Raw genomic sequence first — 25,633 nt, 5'->3', positions numbered from 1 at the left:
CTCACTCGTACAGGCTTGCAGGCTTTGCGGGCCTCGCAGGTCCCTAGAACGTGCCCAGCTTGATCAGCGACAAAATCGCGATCAGCTGGATCGCCGACGCGCCCAGCGCCTTCGGCCACGGCAGGTCGTGGGACTTGGAGACCATCAGGGTCAGCAGTGCGCCGGCGGCGACCCAGGTGGCCCAGCCGAGGATCTGGACGAAGGAGGCGTCGCCGCCCGCGAACATGGCGACGACCAGGCGGGGCGCGTCCGTGAGGGCCATGATCAGCATGGAGAGGCCGACCGTGGGCTGCCAGGCGCCGTCACCGCCGAGCTGGCGGGCCAGGGTGTGGGTGACCACGCCCAGGATGAACGTGCTGACCACCATGGTCACGGCCGTGACGAGGACGATCGGTACGGCGTTCGACAGCGTCGCGTTGATCGCGTCCTCGCGGGCCGTGTCGAAGCCGAAGACCGCCAGCAGGCCGTAGAGGAACGTCACGGTGAGGGCCGGGCCCCACACCGCGTAGTCGCGCATCGTCAGGAAGGTCTGGTTGGGGCTGACGATGATGCCCTTGAGCAGGGCCTTCCACCGCAGGCGCGGGCCGATCGGCGCCGCCGGGGCGTGGCCCGCGCGGTAGGTGTCGCTCTGGTGGTACGGGTCCTCGCCGACCGCGAACATCTGGGTGTGACCCGGGTTGTTGGCCGCGTACGGGTCCGCGCCGGCGCCGGGGTGTGAACCGTCGTCGCCGAAGTACTCCGGCTCGCCGTGGTTCCCGGGGTGCCCGTGGTTGCCGTGGGTCCCGTAGGTGCCGGGGTGAGCGCCGCCGTGCGTCTGCGGCCAGCCCGGGTTGCCGCCCCGGCCGCCGCCGTACGGCGGTTGCGGGGGCGTCTGGGGGTAGCCGTACGACGGGCCGCCGGCCTGCGGGGCCTGCTGTCCGTACGGGGGGTGTTGCGGTCGCGCTTGAGGAGCGCCGTTGTCCCGGCCGCGTCCGATCCTGAATCCAGCCACGTCATCGAACGTACCTGGTCCGGGCGACCGGTGCGCCGGGCCGGGAGGAACCGGCCCGGCTTTGCGGCCGAGCTGTGACATCCCCTAAGGGTTCGGCAGGGGGACAGTAGGGGTTTCCGTAAGGGGCCCATGAGTTGGGGCTCGGCGGTGCTCGTCAGCGGTGCTCGTCCGTGGCGGTCATCGGCGGCAGTCGTCAGTGGCTGCTCAGCGGGTTCCCGTACGACAACGCCGATGACGGGGACGGGAGGCCCAGCTTCTTCGGGGTGATCGCGTAGGAGCCCGTCACCGAGGTCCTCGGGAAGAGCCAGACGCCGCCGGACCTCGTGTTCTCGCCGGGGGCGCCGACCGCCGTGTCGGGGGTGCCGTCCTTGTCGTAGTCGGCGGTGGCGACCGCCTCGCCGAAGCGGTCACCGGCCTCGGCGACGCCGGGGACACGGGGGCGGTTCTGGTGGTACTGGACGGACGTGGCCTCGCCGTACGGGTCGACGATGCCGCTGCTGTGGCCGAGCAGGAGAGTGGCGGCGCCGGCGGACCTGCGGGTGCCGATGGCCTCGCCGGGGGCGCCGGCGATCAGGTCGTCGCGGCCGTCGCCGTTCCAGTCCAGTACGGCGAGGGAGGCGCCGAAGCGGTCGCCGTCCTCGGCGACGCCGTAGACGCCGACCGTGTCCTGGTTGAGGGTCTGGGCGCGGTAGCCGAAGGAGCCGTTCTTGTCGCCGTAAAGGATGTGGATGCCGCCGCCCTTCGCGTACGACTCCGGGCCGCACGGGTCGTCGATGTTCTCGTCGGCGATCTCGCGGCACTCGCCGAGGGCCAGGTCGTCCAGGCCGTCGCCGTCGAAGTCGCCGGCGGCGAGGGCGGAGGCGGCGCCGTTGCTGGAGTTCCAGGTGTTGGCCATGCGCTTCTCGGCCGGGTCCCAGGCCCAGAGCCGTACGTGGGACTGGGTGTACGGGGCGTTGATCGTGTGGAAGGCGAGGGCGAGGTCGTCCGTGCCGTCGGCGGTGAAGTCGCCGGTGGCGAGGAGCGGGGCCCGGCCGCCCGTGGGGGTGGCCAGGACGGTGGTGACGACGACGTCCTCACCATCGTCGACGACGGCGCGCAGGACGACCTTGTCCCGGCCGCCGATCACGATGTCCCGGCCGCCGTCGCCGGTCAGGTCGGCCGCCGCCACCGACCAGCCGTACGCGGAGGAGGCGGACGGGCCCGTAAGGACGTTCGAGCCCGGGCCCGGGCGGCCCTTGGTGGCGCCCTTCGCGCCGCCGATCGCCACGACCACGCCCGCGTCCTTGCCCCGGCCGGTGACGTCCTCACCGGGCGCGCCGGCCAGCAGCTCCGCCACGCCGTCGCCGTTCAGGTCCTCCAGCACCACCGCCGCGCCGAAACGGTCGCCGGCCTCCGGGGTGCCGGGGACCTCCGGGGTGGCCTGGGTGACGCGGATGCTGCCGTGCCGGCCCAGGCCCTTGGGGCCGCCCCAGACGACGTTCACGTAACCGGCCTTCGCCTTGCCGTTCACGGCCGCGTCGGGGACGCCGACGGCCAGGTCCGGGTAGCCGTCGGCGTTGAAGTCGCTGGTGGTGGGGGAGGGTTGGGGGGCGGTCGCGGGTGCGGCGGTCGCCGGGAACGCCACGGTGAGGGGCAGGGCCAAGGCCAGGGCCAGCGCCGCGGTGGTCGCGGTCGCCGTCACGGTCGTGGTCGGTGTGGTGCCGGCGGTGGCCTTGGCATACGTCCGTCTGCGCACGGGGGCTCCAAGTCGGTGGCCGAATCAAGGTGCTTCTGGTTCGTTCACCTGTGTGACATCTGGAGGTCGTGCAGGGTTGTGCGTGCGGGATGCCCTATGGGGCGATGTCCTATGGGGCATCAGGACCAGAATTCCTGTTCCTTCTCCAGGTCTTCCTGGCATTCGTCGATGTCGGAGATCTTGTCGCCGATGATGCGGAAGATGAGGGCGCCGTTCTGTTCGAGCCGCCTGTCGCCGCGTTCGGCGGTGTAGCGGTGCACGGAGACGGCGTGGCCGCGGCCGTCGACGACCACGCGCTCCAGGGTGACCTCGAAGGTGCCGCCCGTCTCGTCGAAGAGCCGGCGGTAGAGCTCGATCACGTTGTCCTGGCCCTTGTAGTCGCCGGACAGTATGTGGTTGCCGGGGACGTGGTGAGCGCAGTCCGACGTCATCAGGCTGCGCAGGGTGTCCATGTCGCCGCGGGAGAAGGCGTCGTAGCCCTTGCGGACGAGTTGGGCGTGGGAGTGTTCAGCCATGGGGATCGCCGACTTTCCCTGTTCGGGGGGTCGATGTGCTGGGGTGTTCGATGCCGGTGTGGGCATGTGCAAGCACCGGGGCGTTCGATGCCGCTATGGCCATTGTCTTCGCGGGTGCGTTCCCGTGCACGCGGGGGCTCATCTCCTCGGGGGCGCGGGTGAGTTATTCCTACGGCCTGCAGAAGTCCGGTGGGCCCCCGGGATGGCGGCGGAGGCTTCAGCAGGTGCGGCGGTACGGGATGTCCGGGAGGTAGGTCTTCCAGTCGGCGGGGGAGAGGCCGGAGCCGCCTGCTCGGGCGCAGGTCTCCTCGACGAGACGGGCGGGGGCGAGGCCATGGCGCTGGAGTCGGACGTTCCCGCCCGAGGCGTAGAGGATGTCGCCGTCCGGGCTGAAGGCGAGGGAGACGACGGGGTCACCCGGAGTGGGGAGGGCCGAGCCGAGTCGGCGGCTGGAGGCGGTGTCCCACAGCTGTATGGTTCCGGCCTCGCCGGCGACGGCCAGGACTCGGCTGTCGGGGGAGAAGGCGAGGGCGCTCACCGGCTCGTCCACCTCGGCGGGGGTGCCGGTGTACGTGCCGGACAGCACTCCGAGGCGTTGGCGAAGGTCGCCGTCCCAGAGGGTGACCCGGCCCGCGGTGTCGCCGACCGCGAAGTAGGAGCCGTCGGGGGAGAAGGTCAGCGCGCTGGTGCCGCTCTCGCCGAGTGCCCGCTCGGTCACCCGGCCTTCGGGGAGTTCGGCGATCACCGAATCGGCCGCGACCAGAGCCTTGTCGGGGCGTACGGCCAGGAGACCGCCGGACGCCACACCGGTCAGGGTCCGCGTCTTCCTGGGGCGGCTCTCCCGGCCCTGCGGATCCCGCGAGCCCTTCGGGTCCTGAGGGTCCGGCGAACCCTGTGAGTCCTGTGAGTGCTGTGAGTGCTGTGAGTCCCTGCGGATGTCCCACACCTCCAGCGGGTTTCCGGGCAGGCTCCGGGCGACCAGGAGTGTTCCGCCGTCCGCGCTGAGCGCGATGTCGTCGATGTTCGTGAGGCCGTCCTCCTCGGCGGGAAGATCGAGCGTCGCGTGGGTCCGGTGGGCTCGGGCGTCCCAGACGGTGATCCGCTGTCGTACGGCGGTGACGTCCGGGTCGGCGGAGTGGTCGGGAGAGCTGGACGGAACCGGTTCGAGACGGCCATAGGCGTAGTAGCGGCCGTTCGCGCTCCAGGCGGACGCCTCCAGGCACTCGTGGCCGGTGTCGGGCTCCCACGTCTCGTCGACGCCGGGCTCGGCGTTCGGGTCGATCACGCCGTGGGCGGTGACCGGGTAGCAGAAGCCTGCCGGGGGCGTGTCCACGACATGGCCGTCGCGGGGATCGAGCAGCTGGAGCCGTGCCCCCTCCGGCGTGCCGGGACGAGCGGCCAAGGTGCGGCCGTCCGGCGCCAACGCGGCTTCGGCGACGGCACCCGGGCGCCAGCGTTCGGTGACGGACGGGCCGAGCCGCAGGGAGCGGAGCGTCGGGCTGCGGCGGTCGCGGTAGCGCAGGGACCCCGAGGCGAGGTCGAGTTCGAGGTCGTCGGGCCGTTCGCTGACCAAGGTGTAGCGGTAGACCGGAAAGTACGGAGCCGACAGGCGCCAGACCTGGATCTGTCCGCCACTCGACGTGGCGAGGAACTCGCCGTCCGCGCTGAACCGCAGCGTGTCCGTCGCCCCGGTCTGCAGCGGTTCGAACTCGTCGCCCGTGCGGGGGTCCCAACGGCGGACCGCCGAGTCCGTGGTCAGGGCGAAGGTGCGGCCGTCCGGCGAGAAGGCGAAGACGCTGTCCGAGCAGGTGTCCGGGCGCAGTTCCTCGTCTCGGGGCAGCGACAGCCTGCGCTTTGTGGCGATGTCCCAGATCTCCAGGCCGCGGTCGCTGGTACATACGGCGAGCCGACGGTCGTCGGGGCTGACCTCCAGGGCCGACAGGGACTCGAAGGCCGCGTCCGTCAGTCTCATGCGCAGACGGCGGTCGTCCACGTCCCAGACCTCGACGCCGGTCGAGGACGCCTCCTGGACCGGCACCGTGAACGTATGGCCGCTCCGGCTGAAGGCCGCGATGTCGGGTCCTTCGGCGATGGGACGGTGGGTGAGACGGCCGGTGAGACGCCCCGTGCGCACGTCCCACAGCCGTACCCCGTCGTGTTCGAGCAGCGCGAGCGTACGGCCGTCGGGGGCGACCACCACGTGGTCGTCCCCGCTCTCCGTGTCGTCCTCGCCGTGCAGGTCGCCGATACCCCGGTAGGTGTGGGTGAGGCGGTTGGTGCGCAGGTCCCAGGTGCGGACGCGGTCGCGGGACACGGAGATCACCGTGCTGCCGTCGTCGGTCATCCGCTCCTCGGTGGGCGGGGTGGTCTCGACGGCGTCGGGGACGGTGAAGAAGCTCTGCTCAGGCTGGGAGGCGGACGCCAGCAACGCCGACCGTGTCTCCGTGGTGTCCGCCAGCTCCCAGGCGGCCAGGCTCAGTCGCATCGCCTTCACGGGATCGGCGAACCGCATGCTGTCCGCCACCGCCGCGAGCCGCCGGGCCTCGGCCTCGGTGTGGCGGCGGTCGCTCGTGCGGGTCTGCTGCCAGGCGGTCACGCCCGCGACGAGGGCGAGGACGAGGAGGGCGGCCACGGTGGTGAGGAGGGTTCGGCGGCGGCGGAGGTCGGTGGTGCGGGCGGTCCGGCTCGCGGTGAGGAAGTCGCGCTCCACGGCCGTCAGCGAGTCGTCGTCCGTGAGGTGTTCCGTCGCCGTGGCCAGACGGGTGCCCCGGTAGAGGGCGCCCGGGTCGCGGCCCAGGTCGTCCCAGGAGCGGGCGGCCTCTGTCAGGTGGCGGTGGGTGCGCAGACGGTCGCGGGCCTCGTCGATCCAGCCCGACAGGCGCGGCCAGGCGGTGATCAACGCCTCGTGGGCCAGGTCGACCGTGCCGTCGTCGAGGGTGAGGAGGCGGGCCCGGGTCAGACGGTCGAGGACGACGCCGACCTCGTCCGGGGACGTGGACGGGGACGGGGCCGCGAATGCCAGCTCCGCGCGGTCGACCGGGCGGCGGGTGTCCTGGGAACCCTCGCCCGGGGTGACCAGGCGGAGGAGGATGAGGCGGGCCACGGCCGCCTGGTCGGGGGTGAGGTCCGTGTAGACCTGCTCCGCCGTCTGGGCGATCGCGCCGCGGACGCCGCCCGCCGCCTCGTACGCCGCCAGGGTGAGCGCCCGGCCTTTCCGCCGGCGCCAGGTCTCCCGCAGTACGTGGGAGAGAAGCGGCAGACCGCCGGGTTCGTCCTTCACCTCCGCCACCAGGCGTGCCGTCAGCTCCCGTTCCACGATCAGGCCGGCCGCCTGGGCCGGGCGGACCACCGCCTCGCGTAGTTCGGCCGGGTTCATGGGGCCGACGAGGAGGTTGGCGTCGCGCAGGGCGTCGGCCAGACCGCGGTGTTCGGCGCAGCGGCCGTAGAAGTCGGCGCGTACGGCGATGACGACCCGGAGTCGGCTGCCGGGGGTGCGGGCGGACAGCAGCCTCTCCATGAACTCGGTTCGTTCGTCCGCGGAGCGGCAGAGGGTGAAGACCTCCTCGAACTGGTCGACCAGGATCACTGTGTCGCCGTCGGGCCCCTCGGGGGTCTCCTTCGGGAGCAGGGCCTTCTCATGCGTACGCAGGGGATGCTCGCCCGGCGTCAGGATGCGCAGCGCGGCCAGGGGCGGCCCGGCGCCGTCCGAGCTCTCCGCTGAGCTCTCCGCCCGGAGCGCCGGGATCAGGCCCGCCCGCAGCAGCGACGACTTGCCGCTTCCCGACGGGCCGAAGACCGCGGTGAAGCGGTGGGCGCGGGTCAGGGCGTGGAGGTCGGCGATCAGGGAGTCGCGGCCGAAGTAGCGGTCGTGGTCGGACGGTTCGAAGCGGGCGAGGCCCTGGTAGGGGGACTCCGTGTCCGGTGCCTCGGGCTCGCGGAGGGCTTGTTCGGTCACCTCCGTCGAGGCCTCGTGCCAGCGGCGTTCCCAGTCCTCCGGGTCGCCGCCGCAGGCGGTCGCGTACGCCAAGGCGACGGCCAGCGACGGGAGTTGGTCGCCCGCGGCGGCCTGGGAAAGGGTGGTGACCGAGTACTCCGACTTCCGCGCCAGCTCCCGGTACGTGGGGCCGCCCGCCTCCGCGCGGAGCTTGCGCAGCTCGTGCGCGAAACGCTGCACCGGGCCCGCCGTCGGGTCCAGTGGCCGTTCTTGACGCCCCATCGTGCGGCTCTCCCTCGTTCCCCCGTGATCCGGTCACGGTAGGAAGGGGCCGAGCCGGGCGGCAAGGGGAGTTTCGGTCTGCGAAGCGACCGGCGCGCACGGGCGGGGCGCCGGGCCGAAAGGCCCGACGCCCTGCTGATCCCCCTGGCTTACGCGCTTCGTCGCCTCAGTAGGCGATCCAACCGGTGCTCCTGGGCGTGCCCTTGAACTGGAGGTAGAAACCGGCGCCGTCCCGCACGTTCGAGGCGACCACCGTCCACTTGCCCTTCCTGGCCGTCGTCCAGCCGTTGCACTTCTTGGTCTTCTTGAAGCAGGTCTTGACCTGGCGGGTCTTGTCGACCTTGACGTTGATGTCCTTGCACGTCTTGGTCGCGTAGGCGTACTTGCCGGTGCCCGGCCAGTGCGCGTTGCTCTTGCCCTTCCCCGGTGTGCCGGTGTACTTCTTCGCGCTGCCGTAGCAGGTGGCCTGGACGCCCGCCGTCTTGGATTCCGCGGCATTGGCCGGACCGGCCGTCGCGGCGGCCACTCCTCCCGCGAGCATCACGGCGGTCATGGTCAACGGAGCGATACGGGTACGAAGCTGCACGATTTCCCCCTGTGCGTGATGTGAACGGACATGCCTTCCGCGTACTGCTCCTGTACGCAAGGAAAATCCTGGCCGGAGAAGTCGCGCGGCGCCTTAGCACCGTGTGCCAGGGGCTTGGCCGTGCGTGCCGGACCGGCTGAGCTGCATCAACGTTTTTGTTCGGCGTGGTGCGGGGGGCCTGCCGAACAACCTCGTGGCTGCTGAATTCGTAGGTGCACGAGCTGTCCGAGTCACCACACCACGGGGAACCACATGGCTGATCGTGAGAAGCCTTCGCGGACGATGATCCTGACCAGCGTCACCACGGACGACCTGCCCAGAGCTGATCGGTTCGGCTGGTGGCACGACTTCACCGCGTCGGCGCTGCTCCCGACCGTGCTGCACAGCGACCACGAGGACGATTTCGCGGCGACGGCCGACGTACTGGATCTGGGCGCGGCGCAGATCACCGCGATGACCTACCGGCCGGTGACCGCGGCGAGGACGCCGAGGCTCATCCGGCAGAGCGATCCCGAGTACTGCCAGCTGTCCCTCACGGTCCACGGCGAGATGCGGTTGTCCCAGGCCGGTCGGACCGTCGCGTTCGGTGCCGGAGATCTGATGCTGTACGACTCGTCGCAGCCGTTCGAGGGCCGGGCGACGGTGCGGGAAACGAAGGTGGGCCGGGACGGGAGCGGGGGTCGGGCCGGCGACGTGGCCCGGAGCGGGAGCGCGGGCCTGGGCGGGGCCATGGCTCGGGGCGGAGGCGTCGGCCGGGGCGGGGACATGGCCGGTGTCGGGAGCGTGGCCCACATCGTGGCGCAGATCCCGAAGGCCCTCCTCCCGGTCCGCCCACGTGTCCTCGACCGCCTGTACGCCACCCCGATCCCGGTGGACGACGGCTTCGGCGACCTGCTGGCGCAGTTCCTCACGCAGGTGACGGACAAGGCGGACTACTACCGGCCGACGGATGCCCCACGCCTGCTGACCGTCCTGACCGATCTGCTGTCCGGCGCCCTCGCCCACCGCCTCGAAGGCGCCGACGCGCTCCCGCCCGAGAGCCACCGGCACGCCCTGTTCCTGCGGATCCAGGGCTTCATCCGACGCAGCCTCGCGGACCCGGACCTGTCCGTGGACGCCATAGCCTCCGCCCACCACATCTCCGTACGCTCCCTGCACCGGCTCTTCCAGCAGCAGGGCGCCAGCGTCGCCGCCTGGATACGCGGCCAACGCCTCGCCGGCTGCGGCCGCGACCTGGCCGATCCCGCGAAACGCCACGTCCCCATCCAGGCCATCGCGGCCCGCTGGGGCTACCCGCGCCCCGCCGACTTCACTCGCGCCTTCCGTACACACCACGGAATCACGCCGAGTGACTACCGGCAGCGGATGCTCGCGTCGATCACGGCGGAGAACTGACCCCGTGGGGACCGTCGCTCACCGTCCTTGTTCGACGTACTTCTTGAAGTGCTCCAGATCGTTGCGGACCACCCGTTCGACCGCGTTCGCCTGGGCGAATCCCCGTGGGCCGCCGAAGGTGTCCCGGAGGGCGTCGGGGTCGTACTCGAGCCGTGCCTGGACACGGGTGTGGTTCTTGTCGATCGGCAGCAGGGAGAAGGAGCCCGTCAGCTCGGGGGCGCCTCTGGTGTGCCACTCCAGTACGCGCTTCTCCGCGCGGTCGGAGAACTCGGCGTCGAGTTCGCGGGCGTGGTCGCCGGCCTCGATGGACAGATGGGCCCGTCCCTTGGCGTCCGTACGGGCGTCGCGTACTCCTTCCACGAAGCGGGAGTAGTTCTCCACCCGGTGCAGACTGTCCCAGGCCTTGTCGATCGGCACTCCGACATCGACGTGCTTTTCGAGGGTGCTCATGGCCCACCTCCACGTTTCGGCTGATGGCGCACGGCCTCTGGTTCCAGTGTGCGCCTGTTTTTGATCAGGAGCGCTGTGACCTGGTGCCGTAGCCGGGTGATTGCGAGGAGTGGTCATTGCTAGGGCTGGGTGCGGGCTATGAGGAGGATCTGGTTGGGGATGTCGTGGGCCGGGCCGAAGTGGTCGAGGGCGGCAAGGCTGTGCCATGCCTGGTGAAGGAGTCGTGGGATCCCCGGGAGGGAGAGGGCCTCCGGCGGCAAGGTCGAGAGGGCGGCCAGGATCGCTGTGCGCGCGCAGGCCAGTACCCGGGGGTCGGAGGGCGCTCGTCGGTCGCGTACGGCGGTCAGTAGTTCCTCGGCGGCGTCGATGAGCGTGTGGGTCTGGGGGGTCAGGTGCCCGGTGGCATCGGCTTGGGGCAGGAGGTCGCGGGCGCGTCGGAGACAGATGGCCGGATCCTCGGGGAGACGGTGCTCGCCGGGGCCCCATGCCGCCGTGTGGGCCACATGGTTGTACAGGCTCTCCATGACGGAGGGCCCGGTGGCGATACGGCGAGGCATCGTGCCGTGCAGCGTGCGTAGAGCCGTGAGCGCGACTTTCAGCATCGCACCCCGGTGATACAGATCGCGATCGAGGACGATGTCGAGGGCCAGAAGGGGGGCCGGGGCGAAGGAGAAGTCCCCGCCGAGGTAGAGGGCTTGCCCGGAGTCGAGGTCGAGCACCGGGTCGAGGTTCCGTTCGAGGTCGAGCGTACGGGCGCGGGTCAGGACGTGGTCGCGATCGGGGAGGAAGTCGGCGTCCAGACCTGGTGCGAGGGGATCGAGGTCACGGATGTGGGCCAGGGATCGGGCGCTGCCGACTCCGAGCCAGTGGGCGACAAGGGCGGCCTCGGTCGCGTCCCTGGCCGAGTAGCCGCGCAGGCCTGGGGTCAGTACCGAGGTGAACACGAGTTCGGTGCTCAGGCCGAGGTCCGTGCTGAGGCGGGAAGCGGGGGCCAGTGCTCTGGTGAGGCCGGTGACACGGTTGAAGTTGCGCACGTGGTCGTGGTCGGGGACAAGGTCGAACGCCAAGAGGGGAACGGGGGCCGACGGTGGGTTGAACGTGCGGTTGAGCCGGCCGGCGAAGTCGAGGGCGTTGCGGAGGGCGAGATCGAGGGCCAGTGAGGTGGCGAGGGCGAGCGGCAGTTCCAGCGGGGCGAGCCGGGGGGATTCGTCAAGCTCCGGGGCCCGCGTGATGGCCGTGCTCAGGGCGCGGGCCCAGCCTTCCACTCGTGCGCGCTGTGCGGGCTCCATACCCAGGAGTTCGAGGTAGGGGATGAGCTCCTGGAGATCGGAGGTGGGAACGTGGGCGAGGGAACCGGAAGCGGACGTGTAGGGCCACGCCACACCCGGCGGCTGGTGCAGGACCGTACCGGTGTCGTCCTGGGCCCAGACGGTGTGCCGGGTGAGGTCCGCCGTCATCGCGGCGGCGGGATCGCCGAGTTCGTCCGGCGCGGGCAGTCGGTAGGCGGGCTCCTCGGTGACGGTGTTGAGCCAGGCGACGAAGCGTTCGGCGTCTCCGGCCTGCATGCCCACGGCCGGAGACGCGCCGGTCCCGTCACCCGAAGCTGCCTCAGCGAGGTCCGGATGATGGAGCCAGGCTGCTCGTTCCTGGTGGACGAACTGCTCGTACAGGGCGCGCGGTACGGCGTTTGCGCACAGCGCGGTTGTGTCATTGAGCTGGATGGACTCGCGGAGAGTGCGGGTCGCCAGGATTCCGGCGAGCAGGCGTTGGCGGGCGGGGTCGACGGGCTGGTCGAGGGCGGGTGGGGCGAGCAGGGCCTCCAGTTCGCCTCTCACGTCCGGGTCGACCGTTCTCGCCTGGTCGGCGCAGTCGAAGGCCAGGGCCAGGGCGGGAACGCTGCCCCGGTCGAGGCAGGCTCTGATGACGGGCGTGGCGTCGTTGCCGGCGGCCCAGAGCAGGACGGTCTCGCGCCACCATGGGTCGTCGACGATGCCGTCCACGAGGGTGATGTCGGCCCGGGGGGTGCTGAGTTGGGCGGCGGCCAAGTACTCCTGCAGGGTCAGGTGGGCGAAGCCGTACACGCCGTGGTCGCGTTCGACCAGCAGGCCGCTCTTGCGGGCCTCCTCCAGGAACACCTCGGCGGTCACGTCGCCCGGGACCTGTCGCAGGGCTCTGCGTATCGCGCGCGCCGCGTCCCGCACCGGCCAGTCCCTGACCCTGGCCTTCATCATGGCGAGCGCCAGGTGCTGGGCGACGTGCTGCTTGTGCGGGCCGCCGAGGCCGGTGGCGTCGCTCAGGCCACGGGCCTCGGAGCGCCGGTGGAGCAGTACGTCGGCCATCTCCGCGTACAGCTCCGCCCGGCTACCCGGGAGTTGGCCCCGATAGCGGTGGACGTTCGCCGTCATCGTCAGCAGCAGGGGGTTGGCCGCGAGGTCGTAGAGCGCCCCCTGTTTCCGTAGCCGGGCGAGCAGGTCGGCGGCGTTGCGGTCGGCAGCCAGCCGGACTTCCCTCCCGGTGCCTCCCCGGGCGCGGCTCTCCGTGGCGTACGACCACTGGCGCAGGAACCGGTCGATCTGCTGCCAGGTGAAGCGTCGCACCTGCAGTACCTCCGCGCCCGGCAGCGGGTTGGACTCATAGCCGTGCGGGCGGGACGTGATCACGTACGTGTTGTCGGGGTGGCGCTGGATCTGACGGGCGACCCACGTCACCACCTTCTCCCGGTCCGCACGGTCGGCGACCTCGTCCAGGCCGTCGAGCAGCACCACGCATCCGCCCCGGTCGAGCCTGTGGTTCAGCCAGCGGGACGAGACCTTGCCCTCCAGCCAGGCGGCCGAGACCGCCACGGTCTCCAGGTGCGGCGGGTCGTCGGACAGGAGCGCCGTCGTGTGGTCGCGCAGGTAGAGGAGCACGGGGAGGCGGCGTTTCCACGGGCGCCGGCCGCGTCCGCAGAGTTCCAGGGCCGTGTTGCGGGCCAGCGTCGTCTTGCCCGAGCCCGGGCCGCCGATCACCGCGAGGACCCGGGATGCGTCGCCTCGGTCGGCCTCCCTCAGCACCGACTCCAGGGTTCGGCGTTCGCCGCCCGACACCGAGCCCAGGTACGGCTCCCTGGCCGCGTTGTGCAGGGGCTGCGGTACGACGCTCACGTCCACGTACACCTGGCGCATCCGGAACACGAACTCGCTCTGCGTGGCGATGCCGACCGTCTCCATGTCGCGGACACTGGCGCGGAGTTGGCGGAGGTAGGTCCTGCGGCGGCCCCTGGGGGTGGGGTCGGTGGCGGGTGGGGCCGTGCCGAACTCCGCGTAGAGGAGGCTGGCCACCGCCACCGCGTACGAGACGTACATCCACGTCCAGCTGAGGTTTCCCTCGGAGAGGACCTGGTTCGCCGTCACGCTGAGGGCCACCGCCAGTGCCGCGCCGCCCAGGATTCGGAGTACGCCCCGTACGCCCGTCATCCCCACCCCCGTGCCTTCGTCATCAGTCGGGCTTCGACTCCGTACCCAGTTCACACCAGACGTACTTCCCGTGCGTCCCGTTCACCGTGGACCAACCCCAGTCGTCCGCGTAGGCGTTGACCGGGTGGAGGCCTCGGCCGGAGGGGGAGGTGTCGGTGAGGGGCACCATGGTGGGGGCGTCGGGTCCGGGTCCTGCGTGCCCGGGCGGAAGGAGTGGCCGGACTGTCTCACCTACAGGATCTGTGACACCACAGGCGAGAGGGCAGGGCATGGCGCACGGCATGGCGTGGCAGAAGTCTTCGTTCTCCAGCGGCGGTGACGCCGCCAACTGCCTGGAAGTCGCCGCCCCCCAACCAGGCCGTACCCTCCTCCGCGAAAGCGACGAGCCCGGCGCGGTCGTTCGCACAACCCCCGCCGGGCTCGCCGCCCTCATACGCTCCCTGCGTCACCGCTGAAGCGCGCTACTGCTGAAGCATCCCGGCGATGATCTCGCCGTTCACCGACTGGGCGCCCGTCGTCGTGATGCCCTTCGACGAACCCCGCAGCAGGACCGAGCCGTAGTTCGCGGTGATGTACAGGTCGGCCTTGCCGTCGCGGTTGGTGTCGCGGAGCCGCACCGTGCCGCCGAAGGCGTCGTCGGAGGTCAGCGCGCCGGGGACGCCGGCCGTGTCGCGGGCGAACCACTGGGAACCCGTGGCCGTGAGGCCGGACTTGGTGCCCTTGAGGATGTGGACGGCGCCCGCGTACGACTTGCCGCTCAGGGTCTCGCCGTAGACGCCGATCGCCAGATCCCGGTAGCCGTCGCCGTTCACGTCGCCGGCGGAGAGGGACGCGCCGAAGGAGTCGTCCACCTCGGGGGTGTCCTTGATGCCCTTCGTGGCCTGGGTGAAGCGGGCCGACTTGGAGGGGCCCGAGGACGCGCCGTACCAGAGCGTCACTCGGCCCTTGTAGCGGTCGTAGAGGGGTGTGCCGATGGCGATGTCGCCGTAGCCGTCCTTGTTGAAGTCGGCGATCAGGCCGTCGCCGCCCCGTTCGGCCTGGCCGCCGTTGCCCTTGACGGACTCGATGCGCAGGGTCTTGCCGGGGTACAGCTTGGCCTTGCCGCCGGAGATGAACCAGGCGTCCGAGGCGATGTACTCCGGGTACACGACGTCGCCGATGACGACCAGGTCGGTCTTGCCGTCCTTGTTCACCTTGCCGGAGATCACGGCGGTGGAGTAGAAGGACGAGCCGTCCTTGTCCAGGACCGTCACCGAGCCCTTGACGCCCGATTTGGTGATCGCGCCCCGGTAGACGTACGTCTTGCTGTCGCGGACCAGGGCCAGGTCCGGCTTGCCGTCGCCGTTGAAGTCGCCGGTGGCGAAGTCGACGGCCTTGCCGGAGGCGCCCTTCGGTCCCTTGTTCGGGACGGTCGTGCCGCCGGACAGGCCCTTCGCCGAGCCCCAGAGGATCGTGACCGTGCCGTTGTTCTTGGCGCTGCCGACGTCCTCGCCGTTGGCGGAGACGGCCAGGTCGCCGTAGCCGTCCTTGTTGAAGTCGGCCGCCGTGCGGACCTCGCCGAAGAAGTCGTCCTTCTCGTCCTCGCCGGGGACACCGGGGCTGGACTGGTCGATGAACTGCGTCTTCGTGCCGGGGCCGTTCGCCGTGCCGAAGGTGACGAAGACGCCGCCGCCCTTGCTGGCGAAGTCAGGGCCGTCCGTGGGGCCGTAGGCGAAGGCCGCGTAGTCCCGGTAACCGTCGCCGTTGAAGTCGTCCGCGTACTTGGCGGGCGCGGCCGAGGCCGGGGTGGTGAGGGTCAACGGTGTGATCCCCGCGGCCAGGATGGCGGCGAGGGCCGTTGCCGTGCGCGTGCGCAATGGGTATCTCCTCTATGTGAACAGGGGGCTCAGCCGCGCAGGGCCGTGCCGAAGAGCGGGGAGCCGGCGGTCGAGACGCCGAACTTCGCCGGGCCGAAGGACTTGGAGCCGGACGGCGCGGCGTTCTTCAGCCACCAGATCGCGCCGTCGCCGCCGTTCTCGTTCGGTCCCGCGACGGTGAGGTCGGCCTTGCCGTCCTTCGTGAGGTCGGACAGGAGGACACGGGCGCCGAAGCGGTCGTTGTCCTCGGCGGTGCCGGGGATGCCCGACGTGGACTGGGAGAGGGTGACCGCGCCGGTGGTCTCCATGTACGCGTACTTGCCGTTGAGGATCGTCACCGTGCCGGTGTCGTCGGCGTCACCGAAGGACTCGTACGTCGCGCCGATCGCCAGGTCCCCGTAGCCGTCGCCGTTGAAGTCGCCGATGGAGACGCCGCCGCCGAAGCCGTCGCCGGCCTCGGCGGTGCCGGGGACGCCCTTCGTGTCCTGGGTGTACGTGATGGTGCCGCGGGCGTTGACCCACTGGCTCTCGGGGGCGCCCTCCACGATCGTGACCTTGCCGCCGAGCGCCCCGGAGGGGTCGGCGGCGGGCTCGCGGTGGTTGCCGATGAGGATGTCGGCGATGCCGTCCTTGTTGATGTCGCCGACGGCCGAGACATAGCCGCCGGGGACGTACTCCATCCAGTTGAGGAAGTCGAGCGGGAGGCGGGTGTCGGCCACCGCCGTGAGCGCGTCGTCGGTGCCCTTCTTGCGGCCGTGGATGACGAGGCTGTCGTAGCCCTCGCCGTTGATGTCGCCGGCCGACAGGTACTCGACGCCGTACGTCGGGCTGTACGGCTTCGGCGCGTTCTCCATGGCCGCGACCAGGAGGCCGCCGTCGGCGCCCGACTTGGTGAACGGGCCCTGGAGGATGCCGAGGTTGGCGCGGCCGGTGCCGCCGATCGCCAGGTCCTTCTTGCCGTCGCCCTCGAAGTCGCCGATGGCGAGGGCCTGGCCGTAGCGGTCGACGTCGGAGCCGCCGCCGACGAGGGTGAGGGAGCCGGACAGACCCGACGCGCCGCCCCAGACGACCTGGACGATGCCGTCGTCCGTGTCGCCGTTCCGGTCCTCGCCCGGCACGCCGACGACCAGGTCCGCGTAGCCGTCCGTGTTCAGGTCGGCGGAGGCGATCGCCGTACCGAAGGCGTCACCGGTCTCGGCGCTGTCCGGGACGCCGGTGGTGTTCTGGGTGATCAGCTTGTACTTGGCCGTGCTGGGCCCGGTGGAGCTGCCGTAGACCACGGAGACGGCGCCGGCCTTCGCCTTGTCGCCGACCGTGGCGCCGGGAGCGCCGATCGCCAGGTCGCGGTAGCCGTCGCCGTTGAAGTCGTACGGGGCCGCGGGGTTGGCCGCGTGGGCGGTGGGGGCCGTCAGCGCGAGCGTGCTCGCGAGCAGACCGGCCGCCAGGAGGAACGGACGTGTGCGCAACGGGGCTCCAGAGGGAGGAGGACCCGCGCCGAGCGGGGCGCGGGCCCAACTGCCGTACGTAAAGGGTGTGCGAGCAGGAGACCACTGGTGGGGCGGGAGGGTTGTACGAGTGTTCGGTGAACTTTTGGGGCCGGTGGGGCCTGGCTGCGGGGCAGCCCCCGGGCGGTCTGCGGGGCAGCCCCCAGTGGTCGGTCCCCGAGGGGTCCACCGGCCGGTATCAGCCGCCCAGGATCGCGCCGAAGGCCGGAGAGCCGGAGGCCGAGACGCCCACCGTCGTCGGGCCGAAGGACTTCGCGCCGGACGTGGTCGCCGACTTCAGCCACCAGACCGCGCCGTCGTTCGTGTCCTCGCCCGGTCCGCCGATCGTCAGGTCCGCCCTGCCGTCCTTCGTCGTGTCGGTCAGGAGGACCCGGGTGCCGAAGTGGTCGCCGGATTCGGAGGAGCCGGGGACGCCGGAGGTGGACTGGGTGAGGGTGCGCGCGTTCGTCGTCGTCAGGCCCTGCGCCGAGCCGTACAGGACGGTCACCGCGCCCGAGGCGGACGACTCGTACGGGGCGCCGACCGCCAGGTCCGCGTAGCCGTCGCCGTTGAAGTCGTACGGGGTGGCCGCGTCCGACGCGTGGGCGGCACGGGTGCGCACGGGGGTGACTCCGGAGAGGGGGAGGAGGTGGGCCCAGGAGGGCGGGTGTCCACGAGGGCCCGTACCCCTGTGACCGGGGTACGGGCCCTACTCGCCTGTGGTGCCGACCAGTCGGCCGCGCCGACTCGCCCGTGGGCTGATCAGTTGGCCGCGTTCGCGCCGAAGAGCGGGTGCTCGTCCGTGGAGACGCCGACCGCGGACGGGGCGATGGAACGGGAGCCGGTCGTGGTGATCTTCGTGCCGCTGGACGGCAGATAGACCACCGAGCCGTTGCCGCTGTTCTCGCCGAACGCGCCGACCGTGAGATCCGCCTTGCCGTCGCCGGTGACGTCGGTGACCTTCACCTCGCCGCCGAAGTAGTCGTTCTTCTCGTCCGAGCCGGGCACGCCCGCCGTGGACTGGGCGAAGTACTGGTAGCCGGAGGAGACGTTCAGGCCGGACTCCGAGCCGTACAGGACGGTCACCGCGCCCGTGTCGGAGACGCCGTTCAGGTCCTCGCCGGGCGACCCGACCACCAGGTCCGCGCGGCCGTCGCCGTTGATGTCGCCGAGGGACAGTTCGCTGCCGAAGTAGTCGCCGGTCTCGGAGGAGCCGGGTACGTTCCCGGAGTTCTGGGTCACGGCGACCACATCGGCCGGGCCGGTGGCGGAGCCGTAGACGATGTGGAACTTGCCGCCCTTCGACGCCTCCGGGATGGAGGGGCTGCCGTCGGTCGAGGGGTCCCAGTCCTGGCCGGTGACGATGTCGCCGTAGCCGTCGCCGTTGATGTCGCCGATGCCGGTGATGATGCCGCGCTTCAGCTCCTGCGCGCTTCCCGCGTCCAGGCCGGAGGCCGAGCCGGGCACGTAGAAGTTGGTGTTCCAGCCGTAGTCGCTGTCGGTCTCGTAGCCGTCGACGACCAGGTCGGTCCTCTTGTCGCCGTTGACGTCGCCGGAGGTGAGGACGAGCGAGCCCGCCCCGCCGCCGGACTGGATGGCGGTGGTGAAGGAGTACCGGCCGCCGTAGGTGCCGGTCTTGGTGATGCCGCCCTTGAAGACGTACACGCGGTTCGACGAGTTGCCGACCGCCAGGTCCTGAGTGCCGTCGCCGTCGAAGTCGCCGGAGGCGAGGGAGCTGCCCCAGCGGTCGTGCGAGGAGACGGCCGGGTCCTTGACCGTCGTCGCGCCGGACAGGCCGTTCGCCGAGCCCCACGCGATGAGGACCGTGCCGCCGTCGGTGTCGCCGTCGACGTCCTCCCACTGCGCGGACACGGCGAGGTCGTCGAAGCCGTCGCCGTTGTAGTCGCCGTACGCGCTGTTCCAGCCGAAGCCGTCGTCGGTCTCCGCGCTGCCGGGCACGCCGGTGGTGTTCTGGCTGATCGTGGTCCGCTTGGTGGACGTCACGCCGCTCGCCGAACCGTACAGGGCGACGATCTGGCCGGCGCCCTTCTTGCCGCCGACGGTGGCATTGCCGGCCGAGTACGCGACGTCGCCGAAGCCGTCGCCGTTGAAGTCGGCCATGGGCCGGTGGACCGAGTCGGCCGCCGTCGCCGTCACGGCCGAGAAAGTGAGCAGACCGCCGGTGAGCGCGGCGGCGGAGGCCGTCGCGAGGGCGAGTCGCAGGTGCTTGTGCATGCGGGATCTCCTGCGGAATGCGGACGCCTGGCAGACGACCACAGTCAATGGGGCGCCGTTCCCGCCCGCGTTCACCCGGAGTTCGCCGGGGTTTCACGGGGAGGTGGGCGAACAGGAGACCGATGGGGGTGCGGGAGGGTTGTACGGAAATTCGAGAAATTTCTGAGGACAGTGGAACCAGTGGGGCATCGGGGCCCTCTTCCCTTCAAGGGCCCCTTGCCGGTCACCTGCCCAGCACCCCTCCGTACGCGACCGCCCCCGAGAGCCCCAGCTTCGCCGGGGTGAACGCCACGGCGGCCAGGCGCGGCCCGTCGCCCGCCGACGGCCGGTACCAGAGGGCACCCGAGGGCGCGTTCTCGCCGGGCGCGCCGATCACATGGTCGTCGTAGGCCTTCGTGTCGTAGTCGGCCGCTGTCAGTGCCGCGCCGAAGAGGTCGCCCTTCTCGGCCGTGCCCGGCACCCCGCTGGAGTTCTGGCTGAAGGACGGGCCGGTGAAGACGCCGTCGGGGCCCGCCTCCAGCTCCCAGTACGCGCCGGCCCTGGTCACCGTACCCACGGCCTCGTGACTGGCGCCCGCGAGGAGGGAGTCAGGTCCGCTGCCGTCGAGGTCGACGACGGCGAGCGAGGCGCCGAAGTTGTCCTCGGCCTCGGCCGTGCCGCCCACGTGCGGGGAGGACTGGCTGGTGCAAGTGACCTTGCCGCCGAGCGTGCCGCCCGCCGCCCCGTACACCGTGGCGATCGCCCCGCCGTCCCGGTCCTCGCAGTACGTGCCGTCGGCCTCGACGTCGGGGTGCACCTCGCCGATCGCGAGGTCGGTGTGGTCGTCGCCGTCGAAGTCCCCGGCGGCCAGGGCGGAGCCCCAGTCGGAGGTGTACCAGCGGGTCTCCCAGGTGCCGGAGGCCAGCGAGCGCACGCGCGTCCCGGAGCTCTCCATGCCCTGGAAGGTGACCGCGAGGTCGTCCGCGCCGTCCCCGTCGAAGTCGGCGCTGGTCAGGGCGCGGGCGGCACCGAAGGCGTAGCCCTCGACGAGGGTGACGGGCGCGGCGGTGGTGAGCGGGCCGGGGCGCAGGACGCTCGCCCCGCCCTCCTCGCCGGCCACGGTCAGTACGACGTCCTGGTCGCCGTCGCCGTCGTAGTCCCCGACGGTGAGGAGACGGCCGAGCTGCTGGTCCTGGACGCCCTTCGCGATGGTGAGCCCCGACTTCAGGCCCTTCGCCGAGCCCCACAACACATAGGCGGCTCCCTCGTGGGCGTCCGAGCTCAGCTGCTCGCCGGGGGCGGTGACGGCGAGGTCGGCGAGACCGTCGCCGTTGAAGTCGGCGGCCTGCACCGCGAACCCGAACTGGTCGCCGGCCTCGGCCGTGCCCGGGACACCCGTGGAGGCCTGGCTGATCTTCGTGCCGCTGCCCCCGATCCCGTTCGCCGAGCCCCACAGCACATGCACGAAACCGGCCTTCGCCCGGCCGTCGGCGGTGCCCGCGGGGACGCCGACGGCCAGGTCCGCGTAGCCGTCGCCGTTGAAGTCACCGCGCACGGGCGCGACGGCGTGGGCCGAGGGCGCGGTCAGCGCGGCGACGGCGAGGCCGGAGGCGACGACGAGTACGGCGGCGGGCAAAACCCTTCGAGGGGCGCGCCCACGAGATCGAGAACGGGAGCGGGACACGGAAGACATACGGGCTCCAACTTGTCCATGGAGGAAGAAAGGTGAGGAAGAGTTGTGGGGGGTGAGGGGGATGAGGGGGTGAGGGGCGAGATGATCAGCGCAGGAGTGTGCCGAACCGGACGGCCGTGCCGCCGAGTCCGAAGTCGGTGGCGTTGAAAGAGGTGGCGTACGACGTGGTCGGGCCGGTGGTGGTGCCGCGCAGGACCCAGACCGCGCCCATGTCGGCCGCCGTGCCGCCCGCTGCGGAGCCGTTGATCGAGATGTCCTCGCCGTTCGCGGCGATCGCGAGGTCGGCGCGGCCGTTCTTGTTGATGTCCTTGAGGCGGACGGCGGAGCCGAAGCGGTCACCGGGCTCGGGGGTGCCGGGGACGCCCGGGGTGCCCTGGTGCCAGGCGGTGCCGCTGCCGAGGACGTCGTAGCCGCCCTTGATCAGTACGACCGTGCCGACCTCCTCGACCGTGCCGACCGTCTCGCCGGGCGCGCCGACCGCCACGTCCGCGTAGCCGTCGCCGGTGACGTCACCGACCGCGACCGAGGCGCCGAAGGCGTCGCCGAGTTCGTCGGTGCCGGGGATGCCGGGGCTCGACTGGTTGTACGCCCCCGGGTCCCAGCCGTTCGCGTTCAGCCCGTTCGCGTTGCCGCCCCAGACCAGGATGTGGCCGCCCTTGCCGGACTCGGGGTCGCCGAGGACGAGGTCGGTGTAGCCGTTCTTGTCGACATCGCCGGTGGCGACCTGCGTCTCGTCGACGGCGTCGTCCTCGTAGCTCGTGAAGAGGGTGTCGAAGTAGTACCCGATGTCGCCGGGGCCGCCCCGCAGATATCCCGCCCAGCCATGGCCGGTGGCGTCCGTGCCGTGCAGGACGTAGTCGCTGCCCTGGGTGTGGGAGAAGTGGCCGCCGAGGACGCCGTCGAGCCGTACGCCCTCGGGCAGGAAGTCGAACTCCGGCCCGAACGCGGGCCCGTCCGGCACCCCGTCCGCGTACCACCAGAAGCGGTTCTCGGAGACCACGACAAGGTTGCCGTGGGCGTCGCCGTCGAGGTCGACGAAGGAGGCGCCCTCGCCGAAGCGGCGGTCGGCGTCGCCGGGCGCGTTGAGGACCATGGCACCGGTACGGAAGCCGTTGGCGCCGCCCCACACGATGGTGATCGACCCTCCCCCGGGCTTTCCGGTCACCTGCTCCCCGGGCGCGCCGACGATCAGGTCCGCGTAGCCGTCGCCGTTCACATCACCGCTGGTCACGTTCTCGCCGAACTCGTCCTCGGCCTCGCTCACCCCGGGCACACCGGAGGTGTTCTGTGTGACGGTGACGGCTCGCGACGGGCTGACGCCGGAGGCGGAACCGAAGGTCACGGTCACGGAGTTGGCCTTGGGGGTGCCGATCACCAGATCGCGGTATCCGTCGCCGTTGAAGTCGTCCTTGAGGGCGGAGGCGGCGACCGCGGTCCCGGCCAGCGGCAGGGTCAGACCGCCCGACACGAGCGCCCCGACACACACGGCCAGGGCCAGCTTCTTCGCACGCATGGGCATCCTCCGGTCTTCCCGTCCTGTTCCTGGGTGTGACATGCGGGGCGTACGAAGGGTTGTGTGCGCATGGCCGAAAAGTGAACGGAGAAGTGGCCGGTCAGAGGCTGCCGTACTCGGCGCTGTCGATGAGGGCGCGCCCTTGGGCGGTGGTGACGTGCAGGGCCCGGCCGCCCTGCCGGACGGTGATGAGGAGGCCCGCGTTCCGTAACACCGATGTGTGCTGGCTGACCGCGGGGTTGGAGACTGCGAGGTGCCGGGCGAGCTCGCCGGTCGTACGGCCGATGCGGGCGGAGACGAGGACGCCGGCACGGACGGGGCCCATCAGCGCGCTCAGCGCGACCAAGGGGTCCTGCCGCCGCTCGGGCCCGGGCCGGACGTCGTGGAGGACGGGGTAGACCAGGACGGGCGGAAGGGCGGGGTCGAGCAGGGAGACCGGGGTGGGCCAGCAGAAGTACGAGGGCTGCAGGGTCAGGCCCCGGCCGTCCAGACACAGGGTCTGGGACACCGGATAGTCGACTTCGAGTACGGGTGGCCGCCAGCGGATGTGCGGTCCGAACCCGGCGAGGAGGCCGTGCGCGCCACGGGTGCGGAGAGTGTGCCGCCGGACGACGCTGTCGGCTTCGACATGGGCCCGGATCCGGGGCCAGTACGGGGTCAACGCCTCCGCCTGGTAGGTGTGCAGGGCCGTGCCGAGCGTGTCCAGGGACGAGAGGTGGCCCTGGGCGAGTCTGCCGACCCATAAGGGCACGGAACGGGAGGCCGCCAGCCGGCCGAGGTCGGTGTCGAGGCGACGCCGGGGCGTGCTCAGGACGGCGTCGACCGCTGCGGCGAGCCGACCGCCGCCGATCGAGGGGGTCAGGAAGTCGGGGGAGTAGCCATGGGGCGGCAGCAGATGGGCCAGCTTTCGGCTGTCGGCGGAGATCCGGTTCCGGGCGGCCCGGCGCCAGACGCCGAACACCGCTCTGCCGTCCCGTCGTTGCAGGGTCTGCACGCTGTTGGTGATTTCCCACAGGGGGTCCGGGCCCGTTGCCACGCGCGTTCGGGCCAGGTCCTCGGCGGTGAAGATGATGCGCAGCATGCGTCCCCTCATGCGGCGTCCGAGCCGGGTGCTCCGCGACCTGTCGGCGTACGTCTGTCGGCGCGGGTACATCCGTACGTCGGCGAGCGGGCTGGTGTTTTAATCCGTGCCTTTCCTCCGTTGCCGGAGCTGCCCGACGATACCCAGTCTGTGTCTCGGCATGGCAGCAGCTTCTTGAGGCGGGCGTGGCGGGAAGCGCGTTTCCTTCTCCGTTCGTACGCGGAAACAGCACGTTTTCCGACCTGCTCGCCCTGGTCACCGTGACCGTCCTGACTGCGCCGCCGTTGTTGGACAGGGGGGAAATGGTGCGAGAGACCGACACGACGACAGAGACGACCGGGACGGAGACGCCCGGGACGGAGACCAGCGCCGGTGCCGGTGCCGGTGCCGGCGCCGGTGGCGCTGCCGGTGCCGCTGCCCACGCGACCGGGACCTCTGTCCACGCGACCGGCGAGCGCGCCGTGGCCATCGGCGGGTCCAACTCCGGGATCGTCGTCACCGGCGACCACAATGTCGTCCTCACCCACAGCGGGTACGAGGAGATACCGAGCCTGCGCGAGCTGCCGCTCATGGAGGCCCCCGTGCTGGCCGGCTCCCCACCGGTCACGCTGTTCGGCCGGGACGAGCTCGTGGACACGGTCGTCGAGGAGTTGACCGCGGGGCACAGCGTCCAGCTGGACGGCAAGGAGCACGTCGGCAAGAAGGCGATCACCGACGCCGTGCACGCGCGCCTGGCGGCGAGGGGGACGCGGGGCCACGTCCTGATGCCTCCGACCGGTGAGGGCCACACCCTTCAAGGCGTGTACGACCGCTTGGCGCGGGCGTTCTTCGGCAGAGAACTCCTGCGGGAGGTCGACGAGACGATCCTCCATGCCGCTGTCGCCGAGGCCCCCTCGACGCTCATCACCCTCATCGACTGCGACCTGAGCCGTGAGGATCTGACCAGGCTGCTGAGAACCTTCCCCACCTGCGTCTTCCTGATCACCTCGCCACGCCCGACACTGCCGGCCCCCGGCGTGACGCACCAGGTCCAGCCGCTCGGCCGCGCCGCCGCGGTCAAGCTGCTCAGCAATGAACTCGGGCTGCCGCTCGGCCCGATCGGCCTGAAGAACCTCCAGTTCGACCACGCCTACCAGGAGACCAAGGGCCGCCCTCAACGGCTGCTCCAGTACGCGGAGTTCATCAAGGCCTCCGACGACTGGCACGCCAGGGCCGGCGAGGAACCCTTCGACGAGCCCCGCGAGACCGCCCCCGGCGCGCTGAGCCCACGGCACCAGGCCGAGACCCTGGCCATCGCCCTGAGCGAGCCCGCCCGACAGGTGCTGGTGGCGCTGGCGACGTTCGGTACGCCACTGGCCCCGGAGTGGTTCTCGGCGGTCACCGGGTACCCGGGAGCCGCCGACGCGGCGCCGGAGCTCCGCGACAGGCGTCTGGTGACGTACGAGTCGGGGGCGTACCGGATCACGGAGGACGCCGTCGACGCGGTGCGCGCCCAGAAGTGGGCGCGCACGGACCCGCGCCTCGCGGCCAACGGCATTCTGGCCCTGCTCGACGGCCCGAACGCGCCGGAACTCCCGGATCCGTATCTGCTGCTGGCCGTCGCCCGTGGGCTCGACGACGCCGATCACTGGGCGACGGCCATACGGTTCGTCCGGACCGCCGCGCCGCTCGCACTGCGGGCCGGGCGCCGGCAGACGGCGCTTCTGCTGTACGCCCTGGGCAAGAAGGCCGCCGGGCCGGGTGGAACGGCCGCTGACAGGCAGTACTTCCTCGATGCCGGCGAGCACACGCGCAACCTGCTGGAGGGCGACAGGGCAGCCGTGGCCGCCGCGTTGGCGGGTCTGTCGCTCCTCGCCGTGCAGGCCGGTCAGTCGGCGGCTGTGGCGACCGGGACGACGGCCGTCGGCGTGGGCAAGTCGGCGGCTGCCGCGGCGGAGACGAAAAAGGCGGCTGGGCTCCTCGCGAAACTCACCCAGACCAAGGCCGCGGTCGCGGCGGGCGCCGGTGCCGCGGCGGTGGGAGCGGCCACGGTGGTCGCCGTGGCCGTGACCGGGAACGAGGTACCCGCCGGGTGCGCCGAGGTCAAGCAGGCGCTGACCACGTACGAAGCTCAGCGGGAGGACATGAGGACGTACCGGGAGCTCGCCGACTCCTACCGGCGGATGGCGTCGGACCTGGACGCCGCCGCCGGGAAGGCGACCGATGCGGCGGTGCGGTCGGCCATCCGGACGAAGGCGGCTGACTGGAACAACGAGGTCGCCGTCGTGGAACAGGAGGACGAGGACAACCGCAACGCCACATACGGCATGCACCCGGACGTCGAGGCCGCCCTCGTCGGCAGCCACTCGCTGAGGATGCAGATCGCGACCTACCGGGACCTGGGCGACCCCACCTGCACCAACCTCCTGGAGTGATCACGGGGCCGACAGGGGCGCGGGAAGCCGTGAAG

Annotated in this window: 18 protein-coding genes; 3 read left to right on the top strand and 15 right to left on the bottom strand. The window is 71.3% G+C overall.

Features of this window, described 5'->3' with window-relative positions; genetic code table 11:
- Positions 1-43 precede the first annotated feature (43 nt).
- The 5 genes from STRIP9103_RS23715 to STRIP9103_RS23695 all read right to left on the bottom strand — a co-directional run bounded on the left by STRIP9103_RS23715 (position 44) and on the right by STRIP9103_RS23695 (position 8,043).
- Positions 44-1,072, bottom strand: a complete 1,029-nt coding sequence (locus STRIP9103_RS23715; protein WP_009320716.1) for a Yip1 family protein — start codon at positions 1,070-1,072, stop codon at positions 44-46.
- A 112-nt stretch (positions 1,073-1,184) separates the two neighbouring features.
- On the bottom strand, positions 1,185-2,726 hold the full coding sequence (locus STRIP9103_RS23710) for an FG-GAP repeat protein (protein WP_009320700.1): 1,542 nt from the start codon (positions 2,724-2,726) through the stop codon (positions 1,185-1,187).
- A gap of 119 nt (positions 2,727-2,845) precedes the next feature.
- Entirely contained in the window at positions 2,846-3,241 is a 396-nt protein-coding gene (locus tag STRIP9103_RS23705; RefSeq protein ID WP_048820838.1) for a nuclear transport factor 2 family protein, read from the bottom strand.
- A 217-nt stretch (positions 3,242-3,458) separates the two neighbouring features.
- Positions 3,459-7,457 carry an nSTAND1 domain-containing NTPase gene (locus STRIP9103_RS23700; protein WP_009320704.1) on the bottom strand — a complete coding sequence of 1,333 codons (3,999 nt, stop codon included), beginning with the start codon at positions 7,455-7,457 and terminating at the stop codon, positions 3,459-3,461.
- 166 nt (positions 7,458-7,623) lie between these two features.
- Positions 7,624-8,043, bottom strand: a complete 420-nt coding sequence (locus STRIP9103_RS23695; RefSeq protein WP_009320706.1) for a hypothetical protein — start codon at positions 8,041-8,043, stop codon at positions 7,624-7,626.
- A gap of 252 nt (positions 8,044-8,295) precedes the next feature.
- Here STRIP9103_RS23695 and STRIP9103_RS23690 point away from each other — a divergent pair, with 252 nt between their 5' ends.
- Positions 8,296-9,438 (top strand): AraC-like ligand-binding domain-containing protein, encoded by a 1,143-nt coding sequence (locus STRIP9103_RS23690; protein ID WP_009320697.1) that lies wholly within the window; start codon positions 8,296-8,298, stop codon positions 9,436-9,438.
- An 18-nt stretch (positions 9,439-9,456) separates the two neighbouring features.
- Here the strand turns inward: STRIP9103_RS23690 and STRIP9103_RS23685 are convergent, their stop codons facing one another.
- The 3 genes from STRIP9103_RS23685 to STRIP9103_RS50075 form a co-directional block, all read right to left on the bottom strand.
- Positions 9,457-9,888, bottom strand: a complete 432-nt coding sequence (locus STRIP9103_RS23685) for an SRPBCC family protein (RefSeq protein ID WP_009320702.1) — start codon at positions 9,886-9,888, stop codon at positions 9,457-9,459.
- A 119-nt stretch (positions 9,889-10,007) separates the two neighbouring features.
- Complete coding sequence (locus STRIP9103_RS23680; RefSeq protein WP_048820837.1) at positions 10,008-13,343, bottom strand: NACHT domain-containing protein; 3,336 nt, start codon at positions 13,341-13,343, stop codon at positions 10,008-10,010.
- Between the two features lie 22 nt (positions 13,344-13,365).
- Entirely contained in the window at positions 13,366-13,512 is a 147-nt protein-coding gene (locus STRIP9103_RS50075) for an ATP-binding protein (RefSeq protein ID WP_009320691.1), read from the bottom strand.
- Between STRIP9103_RS50075 and STRIP9103_RS53175 the strand changes: the two genes are divergently transcribed.
- Entirely contained in the window at positions 13,511-13,798 is a 288-nt protein-coding gene (locus STRIP9103_RS53175) for a DUF397 domain-containing protein (RefSeq protein WP_309474625.1), read from the top strand. The genes STRIP9103_RS50075 and STRIP9103_RS53175 overlap by 2 nt on opposite strands.
- 6 nt (positions 13,799-13,804) lie before the next feature.
- Here STRIP9103_RS53175 and STRIP9103_RS23665 read toward each other — a convergent pair whose 3' ends face one another.
- From STRIP9103_RS23665 to STRIP9103_RS23635, 7 genes are all read right to left on the bottom strand, one after another.
- Entirely contained in the window at positions 13,805-15,199 is a 1,395-nt protein-coding gene (locus tag STRIP9103_RS23665; protein WP_009320714.1) for an FG-GAP and VCBS repeat-containing protein, read from the bottom strand.
- A gap of 29 nt (positions 15,200-15,228) precedes the next feature.
- Positions 15,229-16,665, bottom strand: a complete 1,437-nt coding sequence (locus STRIP9103_RS23660; protein WP_009320695.1) for an FG-GAP-like repeat-containing protein — start codon at positions 16,663-16,665, stop codon at positions 15,229-15,231.
- A 217-nt stretch (positions 16,666-16,882) separates the two neighbouring features.
- A complete protein-coding gene (locus tag STRIP9103_RS23655; protein ID WP_009320698.1) occupies positions 16,883-17,305 on the bottom strand; it encodes an FG-GAP repeat protein in 423 nt (140 codons plus the stop codon).
- Positions 17,306-17,445: 140 nt separating this feature from the next.
- Positions 17,446-18,918 carry a VCBS repeat-containing protein gene (locus STRIP9103_RS23650; protein ID WP_009320690.1) on the bottom strand — a complete coding sequence of 491 codons (1,473 nt, stop codon included), beginning with the start codon at positions 18,916-18,918 and terminating at the stop codon, positions 17,446-17,448.
- 223 nt (positions 18,919-19,141) lie between these two features.
- Positions 19,142-20,533 carry a VCBS repeat-containing protein gene (locus tag STRIP9103_RS23645; RefSeq protein WP_009320717.1) on the bottom strand — a complete coding sequence of 464 codons (1,392 nt, stop codon included), beginning with the start codon at positions 20,531-20,533 and terminating at the stop codon, positions 19,142-19,144.
- Positions 20,534-20,675: 142 nt separating this feature from the next.
- Complete coding sequence (locus tag STRIP9103_RS23640; RefSeq protein ID WP_009320721.1) at positions 20,676-22,103, bottom strand: FG-GAP and VCBS repeat-containing protein; 1,428 nt, start codon at positions 22,101-22,103, stop codon at positions 20,676-20,678.
- A gap of 100 nt (positions 22,104-22,203) precedes the next feature.
- Entirely contained in the window at positions 22,204-23,184 is a 981-nt protein-coding gene (locus STRIP9103_RS23635; protein WP_009320719.1) for an ArsR/SmtB family transcription factor, read from the bottom strand.
- A gap of 302 nt (positions 23,185-23,486) precedes the next feature.
- Here STRIP9103_RS23635 and STRIP9103_RS23630 point away from each other — a divergent pair, with 302 nt between their 5' ends.
- Positions 23,487-25,598 carry a hypothetical protein gene (locus STRIP9103_RS23630; RefSeq protein WP_048820835.1) on the top strand — a complete coding sequence of 704 codons (2,112 nt, stop codon included), beginning with the start codon at positions 23,487-23,489 and terminating at the stop codon, positions 25,596-25,598.
- Positions 25,599-25,633: the final 35 nt, after the last annotated feature.

Source organism: Streptomyces ipomoeae 91-03, assembly GCF_000317595.1.
Taxonomy (GTDB): Bacteria; Actinomycetota; Actinomycetes; order Streptomycetales; family Streptomycetaceae; genus Streptomyces; species Streptomyces ipomoeae.
The sequence above is the reverse complement of the archived record's forward strand: the minus strand, read 5'-3'. Positions and strand labels throughout refer to the sequence as shown.

Bases quoted from the DNA above. Each gene is read 5' to 3' on its own strand.
- STRIP9103_RS23685 (WP_009320702.1), bottom strand. From the start codon at position 9,888: ATGAGCACCCTCGAAAAGCACGTCGATGTCGGAGTGCCGATCGACAAG.
- STRIP9103_RS23630 (WP_048820835.1), top strand. From the start codon at position 23,487: ATGGTGCGAGAGACCGACACGACGACAGAGACGACCGGGACGGAGACG.
- STRIP9103_RS23640 (WP_009320721.1), bottom strand. From the start codon at position 22,103: ATGCGTGCGAAGAAGCTGGCCCTGGCCGTGTGTGTCGGGGCGCTCGTG.
- STRIP9103_RS23680 (WP_048820837.1), bottom strand. From the start codon at position 13,343: ATGACGGGCGTACGGGGCGTACTCCGAATCCTGGGCGGCGCGGCACTG.
- STRIP9103_RS23635 (WP_009320719.1), bottom strand. From the start codon at position 23,184: ATGCTGCGCATCATCTTCACCGCCGAGGACCTGGCCCGAACGCGCGTG.
- STRIP9103_RS23705 (WP_048820838.1), bottom strand. From the start codon at position 3,241: ATGGCTGAACACTCCCACGCCCAACTCGTCCGCAAGGGCTACGACGCC.
- STRIP9103_RS50075 (WP_009320691.1), bottom strand. From the start codon at position 13,512: ATGGTGCCCCTCACCGACACCTCCCCCTCCGGCCGAGGCCTCCACCCG.
- STRIP9103_RS23715 (WP_009320716.1), bottom strand. From the start codon at position 1,072: ATGTCACAGCTCGGCCGCAAAGCCGGGCCGGTTCCTCCCGGCCCGGCG.
- STRIP9103_RS53175 (WP_309474625.1), top strand. From the start codon at position 13,511: ATGGTGGGGGCGTCGGGTCCGGGTCCTGCGTGCCCGGGCGGAAGGAGT.
- STRIP9103_RS23700 (WP_009320704.1), bottom strand. From the start codon at position 7,457: ATGGGGCGTCAAGAACGGCCACTGGACCCGACGGCGGGCCCGGTGCAG.
- STRIP9103_RS23690 (WP_009320697.1), top strand. From the start codon at position 8,296: ATGGCTGATCGTGAGAAGCCTTCGCGGACGATGATCCTGACCAGCGTC.
- STRIP9103_RS23650 (WP_009320690.1), bottom strand. From the start codon at position 18,918: ATGCACAAGCACCTGCGACTCGCCCTCGCGACGGCCTCCGCCGCCGCG.